This window comes from Nocardioides aquiterrae (assembly GCF_039526625.1).
GTDB lineage: Bacteria > Actinomycetota > Actinomycetes > Propionibacteriales > Nocardioidaceae > Nocardioides > Nocardioides aquiterrae.
This window is the reverse complement of the sequence record NZ_BAAAJE010000001.1, coordinates 1-13,038: the sequence shown is the minus strand read 5'-3', so window position 1 is coordinate 13,038 and position 13,038 is coordinate 1. Positions and strand designations below refer to the sequence as shown.

Here is a 13,038-nt window from a genome sequence, read left to right as displayed (position 1 = left end):
GCGGCGGCGGCCTACTCGGTGGCGGCGAGCGTCGCCCCGAGCCCGATCATCATCACGCCGCCGGCGACGCCGAGCGTGTCGAGCCGGGTGGGGCGGCGGGCGAACCAGTCCCGGGCCCGCGCCGCGGCCAGCGCCCACACCGAGTCCGAGCAGGCGGCCATCACGCCGAAGACGAGGCCGAGCAGCGCGAGCTGGAGGCCGGTGTGCCCGGCGGGCTCGTTGACGAACTGCGGCAGGAACGCCACGAAGAACACGATCGTCTTCGGGTTCGTCAGGCCGACCGTGAAGCCGATCCGCAGCGAGCGCAGCGCCGAGGCGCGGGCGACCGTGAGGTGGTCGACGGCGGCCAGCGCGGCCCGGGCGTCGGCGCGGTGCCGGATCGCCTGGACGCCGAGCCAGATCACGTACGCCGCGCCGCACACCTTCAGCACCAGGTACGCCTCCGCGCTCGCGGCCACGACGGCCCCCAGCCCGACCGCCACGAACATCACCTGCGTGGTCACGCCGATCGCGTTGCCGACCACCGACAGCAGCGCATCGCGGCGGCCGACCGTGAGGGCCCGGCCGATCGTGAACAGCAGGCTCGGGCCCGGGACCTGGATGAAGAGCGCGCTCGCCACCACGAAGGCGAGCCACTGGCTGGTCGTCGGCACCGGACCATTCTGCGGCCGGCGGCGGCGCGTCGGCGACACTGTGTCCCGTGGTGAGCATCCGGCGCGAGATCCAGGGAGCCATCTACCGGGCCGGCGTCTTCGGCCACCGGCCGGTCGTGCCGGTCGAGCCGGCCGCGCTCGAGGCCGCCGCGGAGCGCCGGATGAGCCCGGAGGCCTGGGCGTACGTCGCCGGCGGCGCCGGCCAGCACCGCACGGTGCGGGCCAACACCGACGCGTTCGCGCGGCACCGGATCGTGCCGCGGATGCTGGTCGACGTCGGCGAGCGCGACCAGTCCGTCGAGCTGCTCGGCCGCACGCTGCCGTCGCCGCTGCTGCTCGCGCCGATCGGCGTCCTCGAGATGGCGCACCCCGACGCCGAGCACGCCGTCGCCGCGGCCGCCCGCGACCTCGGCCTGCCGATGGTGATCTCCACCCAGGGCTCGGTGCCGATGGAAGAGACCGCCCGGGCGCTCGGCGACACCCCGCGGCTCTACCAGCTCTACTGGAGCAACGACGACACCGTCGTCGACTCGTTCGTACGCCGGGCCGAGGCGATCGGCAGCGACGCGCTGGTCGTCACGCTGGACACCCACCTGCTCGGCTGGCGCACCCGCGACCTCGACCTCGGGTACCTCCCATTCGCCCGCGCCGAGGGCATCGCGCAGTACACCAGCGACCCCTCGTTCCGGGCCCTCGCCGAGGCCCGCGCGCAGCACCCGAGCGGCGAGCCGACCCCGCGGCCGGCCGTCGCCGCGGTGCGGTCGCTGCTCAGCATCGCCCGGCACTACCCCGGCAAGATGCTCGACAACCTGCGCTCGCCGGTGCCGCGCGCCGCGGTCGAGACGTTCCTCGACGTGTTCTCCCGGTCGACGCTGACCTGGGCGAACCTCGCCTACCTCCGCGAGCGCACCAGCATGCCGATCTACCTCAAGGGCATCCAGCGCCCCGACGACGCGCGGCTCGCGATCGAGCACGGCGTCGACGGCATCGTCGTCTCCAACCACGGCGGCCGGCAGGTCGACAACGCCGTCGCCTCCCTCGACGCGCTGCCCGGCGTGGTCGACGCGGTGGCCGGCCGGGTGCCGGTGCTGTTCGACAGCGGCGTCCGCAGCGGCGCCGACGCGTTCGTGGCGCTCGCGCTCGGCGCCCGGGCGGTGCTGGTCGGCCGGCCGTGGGTCTACGGGCTGGCGCTCGCCGGCGCGGACGGCGTGCGCGCGGTGCTGCAGCACGTCCAGGCCGAGCTGGACCTGACCATGGGGCTGGCCGGCGTGACGTCCGTTGACGAGATCACGCGCGACCTGCTGGTGTCGGCGCCGTGACCGAGCTCCGAGACCTGGCGCGGGCCTGCCTGGAGGCCGACGGCGGGCTGCCGCTGCTGACCGACGACGGCCTGCTGCGGGCGCGGCTGCAGACCGGCGAGACCCGGGAGGTCCGCGCCGCGGACGGCACCCTGGTCGCCGCCGCGGCCGTCACGGTCCGCGAGGACGGCGCCGCGACCTCCGGTCTCGTGCACCCCGACCACCGCGGCCGCGGGCACGGGCGGGAGCTGCTCGGCTGGGCGGTCGAGCGCGCCGGCGGCGTACCCCTCACGGTGACGTGCGAGAACGTGAGCCCCGCCGCCGAGCGACTCTACGCCCGCTTCGGTCTCGAGCGGTTCTTCGCCGAGCAGGTGATGCGGCACCCGCTCGGGTCGGTCCCGAAGGTCGCGGCCCCCGAGGGCGTGACGCTGGTGCCGGTCGCGGACGCGAGCCTGGCCGACCTGTTCGCGGCGTACGTCGGGTCGTTCGGCGACCGCCCGGGCTTCCCCGACCCGACCGAGGAGCAGTGGCTCGAGGAGCTCGACGAGGACGACGAGTGGCGCCGCGACGTCTCCGCGGTGGCGCTCGACGACCGCGGCGAGCCGGTCGGCTTCGTCAACGTGCTGGGCAGCTGGATCGACCAGGTCGGCGTCGTCCCCGCCTGGCGCGGCCGCGGCCTCGGCGCGCACCTCGTCGTCCGCGCGCTGCGCGCCCTGGACGCGCACCCCGGGGGAGCCTGGCTGACCGTCAACCTCGACAACCCCGCCGGCGACCTCTACGCGTCGCTCGGCTTCGAGCGGTACGGCGTGCGCGGACGGTGGCGCTGAGGATGGGGACCGGTCACACGCACGGCGCGCACCGGGCGGGCGGGCGCGACGAGTCGGTCGAGGTCGCCCGCCGGCCGCGGCTGCTGCTGCTCGCGGCGCTCGCGCTCGCCGGGCTCGCCACCGTCGCCGCCGTGCTGACGCTCTGGCCGGACGGCGCCGAGGTCGACCAGGTCAGGAGCAAGGTCAGCTTCGCGGCGCCCGGGGTGACGTTCCCGGACGCGACCGTCGACGAGGTGCACGCCAAGGGCACGCTCGAGGTCACCGTGGAGGAGGGCCCGGGCAAGGGCGACCACGCGACGGTCCAGGTCTCCCCGCAGGTCGTCGACACCGTCGAGGCCGGCGACACGGTCCGGCTGCAGCGCACGCCCGCGGCCGACGGCGGGGACGTGCAGTACGGCTACTTCGGCACGGTCCGCTCGGTGCCGCTGCTCGTCCTGACCCTGGTGTTCGCGGCGCTGGTCCTGCTGGTCGCCCGCTGGCGGGGCTTCTTCGCGCTGCTGGGCCTGGCCTTCAGCGGGTTCGTGATCTGGACCTTCATGCTGCCCGCCCTGCTCACCGGCGCGAACGGCCTGGCGGTCGGGCTGGCCGGGTCGGCGCTGATCATGTTCGTCGTCCTCTACACGACCCACGGCCTCTCGATCCGGACGTCGGCCGCGCTGGCCGGCACCCTCGCCGGCGTGCTGGTCACCGCGGGCCTGGGCGTGCTGGCGACCTCCGCGACGCGGGCGACCGGCGTCACCGACGAGGCCGGCCCGATCCTCCAGTCGCTGGTCGGCGGCCTCGACTTCCACGGCCTGTTCGCGTGCGCGATCGTGGTGGCCGGTCTCGGCGTCCTCAACGACGTGACGATCACCCAGGCGTCGTCCGTGTGGGAGATCCGGGGTGCGGCGCCGGCGATGAGCCGCGCACAGGTCTTCGCCAGCGGCATGCGGATCGGCCGCGACCACATCGCGTCGACGATCTACACGATCGTGTTCGCGTACGCCGGCACCGCGCTCGCCGTCCTGCTCGTCCTCCAGCTCTACGGGCTGCCGTTCTCCGACCTGCTCACCACCGAGGAGATCACCGAGGAGCTGGTGCGCACCCTGGCCAGCAGCATCGGGCTGGTCCTCGCGGTGCCGCTGACGACCGGCATCGCCGCGCTCGTCGTCCCCGGTGCCTTGTCGGAATAAAGGTCCTTTATAGTCATCTGCATGACGCTGACCGACCGCGAGCGGGAGATCGTCGCATTGCTGCGCCGCGATCCGCTGATCGGCTCGGCCGCGATCGCCGACGCGCTCGGCACCACGCGCGCCGCGGTGAACGTGCACCTGTCGAACCTCGGCAAGAAGGGCGTGATCCTCGGCCGCGGCTACGTCCTGAGCGAGGAGCCGTCGGTCGTGGTCGTCGGCGGCGCCAACATGGACGTCAAGGCGCGCAGCACGCGTGCCGCCGTGCCGGCCACCAGCAACCCCGGCACCGGGTCGATGGCGGCCGGCGGGGTCGGCCGCAACATCGCCGAGAACCTCGCCCGGCTCGGCACCCGCACCCACCTGGTCGCGGCGATCGGCAGCGACGGACTCGGCGACCAGGTGCTCGCCGCGACGTCCGGCGCCGGCGTGCACGTCGAGCACGTACGCCGGTCCGCGCGCGCGACCGGCACCTACACGGCCGTCCTCGACGCGGACGGCGAGCTCGTCGTCGCGGTCTCCGACATGGCCGCCACCGACGAGCTGTCGCCGGAGCAGGTCGGCGCGGCGCGCGACCTGGTCGCGGCCGCGGCACTGGTCGTGCTCGACGGCAACCTCGCCGTCGACACGCTCGGCTACGCGATCGACCTCGCCGCGGGGCACGGCACCCGGGTGGTGCTCGAGCCGGTCAGCGTCCCGAAGGCGGCCGCGCGGGCCCACCTCCTGCGCCCCGAGCGGCCGCTGTACGCCGTCACGCCCAACCGCGACGAGCTCGGCGCGCTCACCGACCTGCCCGTCCGCACCGTCCGCCAGGTCGAGCGGGCCGCGCGGTCGCTGCACGACCGCGGCGTCGAGCTGGTCTGGGTCCGGCTGGGTGCCGAAGGCTCGCTGCTCAGCACCCGCGACGGCGCCACCCGGCTGGCCGCGGTCGCGGCGGAGGTCGCCGACGTCACCGGCGCCGGCGACGCCATGCTCGCCGGGTTCTGCCACGCGCTGCTCACCGGCGCCGACGAGCAGCACGCCGCGGCGTACGGCCACGCGGCCGCGGCGCTCACGATCGCCAGCCCGCACACGGTCCGACCCGACCTCACCGACCGACTCGTCAGGAGCCTGCTGTGACCCACCCCCTGTTGACGCTCACCGACGAGGTCGCCACCGCGCTGCGCGACGGTACGCCGGTGGTGGCGCTGGAGAGCACGATCATCAGCCACGGCATGCCGTACCCGCAGAACGTGGCGATGGCGACCGAGGTCGAGGGGATCATCCGCGAGCACGGCGCGGTGCCGGCGACGATCGCGGTGCTCGGCGGCCGGCCCCGGATCGGGCTCTCCGCCGACGACCTCGAGCTGCTCGCCAGCCACGGCGACGTCACCAAGGTCAGCGTCCGCGACCTGCCGCTGGTGCTCGCCCGCGGCACCCACGGCGCCACCACGGTCGCCGCGACCATGCGGCTGGCGGCGCTGGCCGGCATCCGGGTGTTCGTGACCGGCGGCCTCGGCGGCGTGCACCGCGGCGCGCAGCAGACCTTCGACGTCTCCGCCGACCTCACCGAGCTCGGGCGGACGAACGTCGCGGTCGTCTCGGCCGGCGTGAAGTCGATCCTCGACATCGGCCTCACCCTCGAGACGCTGGAGACCCTCGGCGTGCCGGTGCTCGTGGTCGGGAGCGACGAGTTCCCGTCGTTCTACTCCCGGTCCAGCGGGCACGCCGCCCCGAACCGGGTCGAGACCGCGGCCGAGGTCGCCGCGGTGATGGACGCGAAGTGGCGGCTCGGCCTCGACGGCGGGCTGGTCGTCGCGAACCCGATCCCGGAGGCGGACGAGATCCCCGCCGACGAGATCGGCGGCATCATCGAGCAGGCGCTGGCCGACATGGACCGGCTCGGCATCCACGGCAAGGACGCGACGCCGTACCTCCTCGGCCGGATCGTCGAGATCACCGGGGGCGCCTCGCTGACCGCCAACATCGCGCTGGTCCGCCACAACGCCCGCCTCGGGGCCGCCATTGCGCGGGAGTTCGCCCGACCATCCCGGTGACGCCACCGGCCGTTCACCGGCCGGGCCCACGGTGAGGGCATGCGCGTCGCGATCGTGACCGAGTCCTTCCTGCCGCAGGTCAACGGCGTCTCCAACACGGTGCGCCACGTCGTCGAGGAGCTCACCGGCACCGGCCACGAGGCCGTGGTCGTCGCCCCCGGCCCCGGGCCGAACCACTACCGCGGGGTCCCGGTCGTCCGGGTCCGCTCGGTCGGGCTGCCGGGCTACCGGTCGTTCCCGGTCGGGCTTCCGGACGGCGCCCTCTCCCGCACCCTCGACCGCTTCGGCCCCGACCTGGTGCACCTCGCCTCGCCGATCGCCCTCGGCGCGGTCGGCCTGCGGGCCGCCCGGAGGCACGCGCTGCCCACGGTCGCGGTCTACCAGACCGACGTCTCCGGCTTCGCCCGCCGGTACGGCGCCGGCGCGGACCTGGTCGCGGACCAGGTCGTCGACCGCTGGGTCGGACACCTGCACCGTCGCGTGACCCGCACGCTGGTGCCGTCGTCGGCGTCACTCGACCAGGTCGCCGCCCTCGGCGTACCGAACCTGCACCTCTGGCGGCGCGGCATCGACCTGGACCTGTTCAGCCCGGGCCGTCGCTGCCCGGCGCTGAACACGCACTGGACCTGCGGGCGCAAGGTCGCGGTGGGGTACGTCGGCCGGCTCGCCCACGAGAAGCAGGTGGAACGGCTCGCGGTGCTGGCCGACCTGCCGCACGTGCAGCTGGTCGTGATCGGCGACGGCCCGGCCCGCGCCGAGCTCGAGCGGCGGCTCCCGACGGCCGTCTTCACGGGCCTGCTGCGCGGGCACCAGCTGGCGCGGGCGTTCGCCTCGCTCGACGTGTTCGTGCACACCGGCGACGCCGAGACCTTCTGCCAGACGGTCCAGGAGGCGCAGGCCGGCGGCGTCGCGGTGGTCGCGCCCGCCTCGGGCGGCCCGCTCGACCTGGTCGACCACGGCCGCACCGGGCTGCTGTTCGACCCCACCGACCTCGCGACGCTCCGCGAGCAGGTGGCGGCCCTCGCCGCCGACCCCGACCTCCGCGCCACCCTCGCCGCGAACGGCTGCACGGCCGTCGCGCAGCGCGGCTGGGCGGGCGTCGTGGCCGAGCTGGTCGACGTGCACTACCGCGCCGTCACCGCGGCCGCGTGAGCCGCGCCCCTCCGGCTCCACCGCGCGGTGGCGAGGAACGGCAGCGCCCAGAAGAGGTACCACGCGTGCACCGCCGGGCTCAGCACCACGAGGGCCGTCGTCACCCGTGCCACGGCACACACGGCGTACGCCGGCTCGCCGGTCCGGCCGCGCAGCGCCACCCACCCGGCGTACCCGAGCGCGACCGCCAGGCCGAGGGCGCGCAGCGCGCCGACCTGGCCGACCAGCTCGCCGAGCTGGGTGGTGACCGAGAGCGGGGTGCGGACCTGGCCGGGCGTACCCAGCGCGTGCACCCACCCGATCCCGACGCCGACCGCGATGCCGGTGGCCACGACGACCGCGACTGCGAGCAGCGCCACGGAGGTCAGCCGCCGCAGCCGGGGGAGCAGGCCGGCCAGGGGTGCCAGCGAGACCAGCGCGACCCCGATCGCGACCGCGCCGCCGGGGATCTTGACGGCCGCCGCGGCGCCCGCGAGCGCGGCCCCGGCGACCCACCGCCCGTCGAGCGCGGCGGCCAGGGCCGCGGCCATCAGCGCCGCCATCACCAGGTCGTTGTGCACCCCGCCCACGCCGTGCACGATCGTGAGCGGGCTGGCCAGGACCACCGCCGCGGCCCGGGCCGGGTCGGTCCCCGCGGCACGGGCCAGCCGCGGGACCGCCCAGGCCAGCAGCGCGAGGCCCAGCAGCGCGAGCACCCGGTAGCCGACGACCAGCAGCCACGGGTCGTCGGTGAGGCCGGCGACCAGCGAGCCCCAGCCGAGCGGGACGGGACCGTACGGCGCCGGGGACCACATCCAGAGCGGGTCGACGCCCTCGCGCAGCGGGCCCTCGAAGATGCTCGGCGTCCAGACGTACGGCGACAGGCCGAGGTGGGTCAGCACGCCCTGTGCGGCGTAGCTCCAGCCGTCCCGGCTGAACAGCGGTGGCGCGAGCAGCAGCGGCAGCGACCAGGCGGCGGTCGCGAGGTGCACCGACCGAGGGTCGGCCAGGAGCCCCAGCCAGGCCACCGCGAGCAGCGCCACGCCCGTGGTCGTGAGGACCAGGCCGACGGTGTGGCCCTCGGGCGAGGACCGCAGCGGTTCGAGCAGCGGGAAGGTCGCCACCGGGCTCGACCACGGCAGGACCCCCGTGACCAGGCCGCCCAGCGCGACGAGCAGGGAGCCGAGCAGGCCGCGAGCGATCACGGGCCGACGCTAGGGATCGTGCGCGGACGCGGGCCGACGCCGGATTGAACAGTCGACGTACACCCGGAGGTCACCGCCCGGTCGGGTCGTCGTGGTGCCGTGGCGCCATGAACCGCCACCTCCGACGGCTCCTCACCACGGCCGGCGTCGCCGCCACGGCCGTGACCGTCTCCCGCTACGGGCTGCGCCGGCAGGCCGCGATCGCCCGCGCCGCGATCGGCAAGCCGCTCGGCGAGGAGGCGCACCGGGCGGACCGCACCTGGAAGAAGAAGTACGGCGACCCGGTCGACCTGCTGCTGCTCGGCGACTCGATCGCCGCCGGGCTGGGCGCGGAACGGCCGAAGGACACCCTCGGCGGCCAGCTCGCCCGCCGGCTCGCGAAGGCCACCCACCGCGCCGTCCGGCTGCGCACCGCCGCGGTCGTCGGGGCGGAGACCTCCGACCTCGCGGACCAGCTGGCCACGCTCCCGGCCGGCTACGTCCCGGACGTGGCCGTGGTCGTCGTCGGCGGCAACGACATCACCCACCGGGTGCGGGTCGCGGACTCGCGCCGCGACCTGGGCGCGGCGGTCCGGGCGCTCCGCGAGAGCGGCGCCGAGGTCGTGGTCGGCACCTGCCCGGACCTCGGCGCGCTCCGCCCCCTCCCGCAGCCGCTGCGCACCCTCGGCTCCCGGGCGTCGCGCCAGCTCGCCGCCGCGCAGCGCGAGGTCGCCACCGAGCACGGCGGGTACGCCGTCGCGCTGGCCGAGGTGGTGGGGCCGTTCTTCATCACCCAGCCCGACGAGATGTTCGCGCTCGACCGGTTCCACCCCTCCGGCGCCGGCTACCGGCGGACGGCGAAGGCGATGCTGCCCAGCGTGCTGCTCGCGCTGGGGCACGCGGCGTCGGTGCCGTTCGGGCACACGCCCCCGGTCTGGACCGCGGTATCGGGGAGCGACCCCGGCGTACCTGGGTGACGTGCCGAACCGACCCCCGCCCCCGCCCCGCCCGCCCCGATCGCACCGGCCGAACGGCCGTCCCGACCGCGCCGTCGCGGCCGCCCGCAGCGCGCGGACGGCGCTCCAGCGGGCCGGGTGCTAGACAAATCTGCGTTTTTGTCTCATGGTCGTGTCGTGTTCCGACTCGCGACCCCCGAGACCTGGCCGAACCCCTGGCCGATGTACGCCGACCTGCGCGACCACGACCCGGCCCACCACGTCGAGCGGCCCGGCGGCCGCGACTACTGGGTGCTGTCGCGGCACGCGGACGTGCTCGCGGCGGCGGTCGACACCGCGACGTACTCCTCCGCGCAGGGCCTCTCCGTCGAGTACGACGAGCTCGACTCCCTCGGCCTCGCCGACAACCCGCCGATGGTGATGCTCGACCCGCCGGACCACACGGCGTTCCGCCGGCTGGTCGCGCGCGGGTTCACGCCGCGGCAGGTCGGCACGCTGGAGCCGGTGGTGCGCGCGTTCGTCGCCGAGCGGGTGGAGCGGCTGCGGGACGAGGGCGGAGGCGACATCGTCGAGGCGCTCTTCAAGCCGCTGCCGAGCCGGGTCGTCGCGCACTACCTCGGCGTGCCGGACGACGGCCGCGACCGGTTCGATGGCTGGACCGACGCGATCGTGTCCGCGAGCTCGGCCGGGGACATCACCGGCGCCACCACGGCGCTCGGCGAGATGATGGGCTACTTCGCCGAGCTCATCGAGCGGCGCCGCGCGGAGCCCGGCGACGACACCGTCTCGCACCTGGTCGCGGCCGGCGTCGGCGACGACGACCGCGGGCTGCTGTCGATCCTCGCCTACGTGTTCACGGTCGTCACCGGTGGCAACGACACGACCACCGGGATGCTGGGCGGCTCCGTGCAGCTGCTCGAGGCGGACCGCGACCAGCGCCAGGTCCTGCTCGACGACCCGGGTCTCGTCAAGGACGCGGTCGAGGAGCTGCTCCGCCTGACCTCGCCGGTGCAGGGGCTGGGGCGGCTGGTGACCCGCGACGTCACCCTGCACGGGCGGACCATCCCCGCCGGCCGCAGGGTCCTGCTCCTGTACGGCGCCGCGAACCGGGACCCGCGCCGCTACGGACCGGACGCCGAGTCGCTCGACGTCCGCCGGCGTCCCACCCAGATCCTGACCTTCGGCCAGGGCAGCCACCACTGCCTGGGCGCGGCCGCCGCGCGGCTGCAGGCGCGGGTCGCGCTCGAGGAGCTGCTGGCCCGGTGCCCCGACTTCACCGTCGACCTCGAGGGCGTGCGGTGGGCGCCGGGGCCGTACGTGCGGCGGCCGGCGACCGTGCCGTTCCGGGTCGCGGCATGATCACTCCATGAGTCCCGAGCGGATCCTGGACGCGGCGGCCGCGCTCTTCGCCGAGCGCGGCGTGAACGCCGTCGGCATGGGCGAGGTCGCCCGCGCCGCCGGCTGCTCGCGGGCGACGCTCTACCGCTACTTCCCGGACCGGCATGCGCTGCACGTCGCCTTCGTGCACCGCGAGGCCCGGCGGATCGGCGCCCTGGTCCCGCGGGACGACCTGGCCTCGGCGGTGCTCGCGGCCGTGCGCGAGGTCCGCGCCCGGCCCGAGCTGCTCGCGTGGTTCTCCGCCGCCGACGCGGGCACCACCGCCGCGCTCGCCCAGTCCAGCGAGGTGGTCGAGGCGCTCGGGCTGACGATGGTCGGCGACGAGCCGGCCGCGCGGTGGCTGGTGCGGGTGATCGTGTCGCTGCTGATCGTGCCGGGCCGCGACGAGGCGGAGGAGCGGGAGCTGGTCGAGCGGTTCGTGGTGCCCGGGCTGGTGTCCCGGTAGGGCAGTCTTGGCCCGTGCACTTCGTCGGGATCGACCTCGCCTGGGGCGAGCGCCAGCGGACCGGGCTCGCGGTCCTGGACGACCAGGGCCGGCTGGTGCACCTCTCCAGCGTCCACACCGACGAGGAGATCCGCGACGCGCTCGCGCCGTACGACGGGCCGATGCTGGCCGGCATCGACGCCCCGCTGGTCGTCACGAACCCGACCGGGTCGCGGATCGCCGAGCAGGAGCTGAACCGCGACTTCCGCGCGTTCGAGGCGGGCGCACACCCGTCGAACACGGGCAAGCCGGAGTTCGCGAACGGCACCCGCGGCGCCCGCCTCTGCCGGCTGCTGCGACTGGACATGGACCCGCGGTCGGGGCGTGAGCGGCGCGCGATCGAGGTCTACCCGCACCCCGCGACCGTGGTGCTGTTCGGGCTGCGCAAGACCCTGAAGTACAAGGACAAGCGCGGCCGCACGCTCGACACGATGAAGGCCGAGCTGCTCCAGCTGATGGACCACCTCGAGCGGGTCGTGCCGCCCAACCGCACCTGGCAGGCGCTGCGCGCGGACGTCGAGGGCGCGAGCCGCAAGAGCGAGCTCGGCCGCGCCGAGGACCAGGTGGACGCCGTGGTCTGCGCGTACGTCGCGCTGTTCGCCGAGCGGTGGCCGGAGCGGGTCACGACGTACGGCGACTTCGAGCGCGGCTACATCGTCACCCCCACGCTGCACGACGCACACACCGTGATCCGCGAGGCGGTCGAGGAGTACGCGCGGCTCCAGCCGGGGCTGGTCACGGTCGCCGAGGACTACGTCGGGCTGGTGACGTCGGTCCTCGACGAGGCCGGCATCAACTACCTGAGCGTCACCGGCCGTGCGAAGAGCGTCTCGTCGTTCGCCACCAAGGCGGCCCGGACCATCGACGGGCTCCCGGCGTACTCCGACCCGCTGCGCGAGATCACCGACCAGGTCGGCGTCCGCGTCATCACCTACGTGCGCAGCGACGTCGCCACCGTCGCGGACGTGCTCGGTGCGCAGCTGACGATGCTCGACGACCGCGACCTGGGGCAGGAGACCGCGAGCGAGGGCCGGTTCGGGTACGCCAGCCGGCACCTGCTGGTGTCGGACTCGGACGGCCGGGTGGCGCAGGTGCAGGTGCGCACCGTGCTCCAGCACGCCTGGGCGGAGTTCGAGCACGACATCCGCTACAAGGGCACGGTGCCCGCCGAGCACGCCCGCGACTTCGACCGCCGCTTCACGCTCGCCGCCGGGCTGCTCGAGCTCGCCGACCAGGAGTTCACCACGATCCGCGAGCGCCTCCGCGGCGCCTCGGTCTCCGAGCCGTCCACCGACGGCATCACGCCGCGGGAGCTCGCGGCGTACCTCGCCGGCCAGTACCCCGACGCGGAGTGGTCCCGCCCCGACCACTACGCCTGGATCGCGTCCCTGCTCCCCGAGCTCGGCCTGACCACGCTGGCCGAGCTCGGCGACGTGCTGTCCGGTGTCGACGGCGCCTCTCTCGTCGCCCGGATGGACTACCGGTACCCGCCGGGCGCCGTGCGGCGCCTCGACGACGCGCTCCTCGCGGCCTTCGGTTCCCAGTACGTCGACCTGCCGGGCAATGCGCACCGGCGGGGGCTGCTGCGGACGCGGCTGGAGCGGATGACGGGATAGGCGCCACCGACCTCAACGATGGTTGAGGAGGTTGCGCAGCAACCGTCTCGAAACCATTCCGTTGGTCCAGCTTGTCGAGACCCCGTTCGGCGGACGGGCGCGGTCGACTGTCAGCACCTCGCGGTCCTTGGGGGTTGCGGCCGGCGCCCGGGTCACCGTTGGTCGAGCTTGTCGAGACCCGGGACGGCGGACGCGGAGCTGTCGACTGGCAGCAGCTCTCGGCCGGGTCCGTGGTTGCGGTCGACATGGCAGCGAACGGGGACGGCGGGTGGGTGGTTGCGGCCGG

The 13,038-nt window shown here is 75.1% G+C and carries 12 protein-coding genes; 10 read left to right on the top strand and 2 right to left on the bottom strand.

The window, feature by feature from the left end; translation table 11 throughout:
• Window positions 1-11 precede the first annotated feature (11 nt).
• The gene (locus tag ABD086_RS00060) at window positions 12-653 is read right to left on the bottom strand and encodes a LysE family translocator (RefSeq protein WP_343904534.1); all 642 of its coding nucleotides are present in this window, start codon (window positions 651-653) and stop codon (window positions 12-14) included.
• Window positions 654-700: 47 nt separating this feature from the next.
• Between ABD086_RS00060 and ABD086_RS00055 the strand changes: the two genes are divergently transcribed.
• The 6 genes from ABD086_RS00055 to ABD086_RS00030 are packed head-to-tail and all read left to right on the top strand — an operon-like array spanning window position 701 to window position 7,135.
• Window positions 701-1,972: an alpha-hydroxy-acid oxidizing protein gene (locus ABD086_RS00055; protein WP_343904532.1), complete on the top strand. Its 1,272-nt coding sequence runs from the start codon at window positions 701-703 to the stop codon at window positions 1,970-1,972.
• Entirely contained in the window at window positions 1,969-2,778 is an 810-nt protein-coding gene (locus ABD086_RS00050) for a GNAT family N-acetyltransferase (protein ID WP_343904530.1), read from the top strand. Before ABD086_RS00055 ends, ABD086_RS00050 begins: the two co-directional genes overlap by 4 nt.
• Before the next feature lie 2 nt (window positions 2,779-2,780).
• Entirely contained in the window at window positions 2,781-3,950 is a 1,170-nt protein-coding gene (locus ABD086_RS00045; protein ID WP_343904528.1) for a YibE/F family protein, read from the top strand.
• 21 nt (window positions 3,951-3,971) lie between these two features.
• Window positions 3,972-5,066: a carbohydrate kinase gene (locus ABD086_RS00040; RefSeq protein WP_343904526.1), complete on the top strand. Its 1,095-nt coding sequence runs from the start codon at window positions 3,972-3,974 to the stop codon at window positions 5,064-5,066.
• Window positions 5,063-5,983 (top strand): pseudouridine-5'-phosphate glycosidase, encoded by a 921-nt coding sequence (locus ABD086_RS00035; protein WP_343904524.1) that lies wholly within the window; start codon window positions 5,063-5,065, stop codon window positions 5,981-5,983. The genes ABD086_RS00040 and ABD086_RS00035 overlap by 4 nt, the downstream gene beginning before the upstream one ends.
• A 39-nt stretch (window positions 5,984-6,022) precedes the next feature.
• Window positions 6,023-7,135: a glycosyltransferase family 4 protein gene (locus tag ABD086_RS00030; protein ID WP_343904522.1), complete on the top strand. Its 1,113-nt coding sequence runs from the start codon at window positions 6,023-6,025 to the stop codon at window positions 7,133-7,135.
• Here ABD086_RS00030 and mptB read toward each other — a convergent pair.
• Window positions 7,108-8,319 carry a polyprenol phosphomannose-dependent alpha 1,6 mannosyltransferase MptB gene (gene mptB / locus ABD086_RS00025; protein WP_343904520.1) on the bottom strand — a complete coding sequence of 404 codons (1,212 nt, stop codon included), beginning with the start codon at window positions 8,317-8,319 and terminating at the stop codon, window positions 7,108-7,110. The genes ABD086_RS00030 and mptB overlap by 28 nt on opposite strands.
• 107 nt (window positions 8,320-8,426) lie before the next feature.
• On the opposite strand from mptB, the gene ABD086_RS00020 reads away from it, so the two are divergent.
• The 4 genes from ABD086_RS00020 (at window position 8,427) to ABD086_RS00005 (ending at window position 12,752) form a co-directional block, all read left to right on the top strand.
• Complete coding sequence (locus tag ABD086_RS00020) at window positions 8,427-9,275, top strand: SGNH/GDSL hydrolase family protein (RefSeq protein WP_343904518.1); 849 nt, start codon at window positions 8,427-8,429, stop codon at window positions 9,273-9,275.
• 156 nt (window positions 9,276-9,431) lie between these two features.
• Entirely contained in the window at window positions 9,432-10,613 is a 1,182-nt protein-coding gene (locus tag ABD086_RS00015; RefSeq protein WP_343904516.1) for a cytochrome P450, read from the top strand.
• A gap of 7 nt (window positions 10,614-10,620) precedes the next feature.
• Entirely contained in the window at window positions 10,621-11,097 is a 477-nt protein-coding gene (locus ABD086_RS00010; RefSeq protein ID WP_343904514.1) for a TetR/AcrR family transcriptional regulator, read from the top strand.
• Between the two features lie 14 nt (window positions 11,098-11,111).
• Window positions 11,112-12,752: a DUF429 domain-containing protein gene (locus ABD086_RS00005; protein WP_343904512.1), complete on the top strand. Its 1,641-nt coding sequence runs from the start codon at window positions 11,112-11,114 to the stop codon at window positions 12,750-12,752.
• Window positions 12,753-13,038 lie beyond the last annotated feature (286 nt).

What these genes read in the sequence shown, in the direction of transcription:
- ABD086_RS00045 (WP_343904528.1), top strand. Translation starts at nt 2,781, where the DNA reads ATGGGGACCGGTCACACGCACGGCGCGCACCGGGCGGGCGGGCGCGAC.
- ABD086_RS00020 (WP_343904518.1), top strand. Translation starts at nt 8,427, where the DNA reads ATGAACCGCCACCTCCGACGGCTCCTCACCACGGCCGGCGTCGCCGCC.
- ABD086_RS00030 (WP_343904522.1), top strand. Translation starts at nt 6,023, where the DNA reads ATGCGCGTCGCGATCGTGACCGAGTCCTTCCTGCCGCAGGTCAACGGC.
- ABD086_RS00040 (WP_343904526.1), top strand. Translation starts at nt 3,972, where the DNA reads ATGACGCTGACCGACCGCGAGCGGGAGATCGTCGCATTGCTGCGCCGC.
- ABD086_RS00010 (WP_343904514.1), top strand. Translation starts at nt 10,621, where the DNA reads ATGAGTCCCGAGCGGATCCTGGACGCGGCGGCCGCGCTCTTCGCCGAG.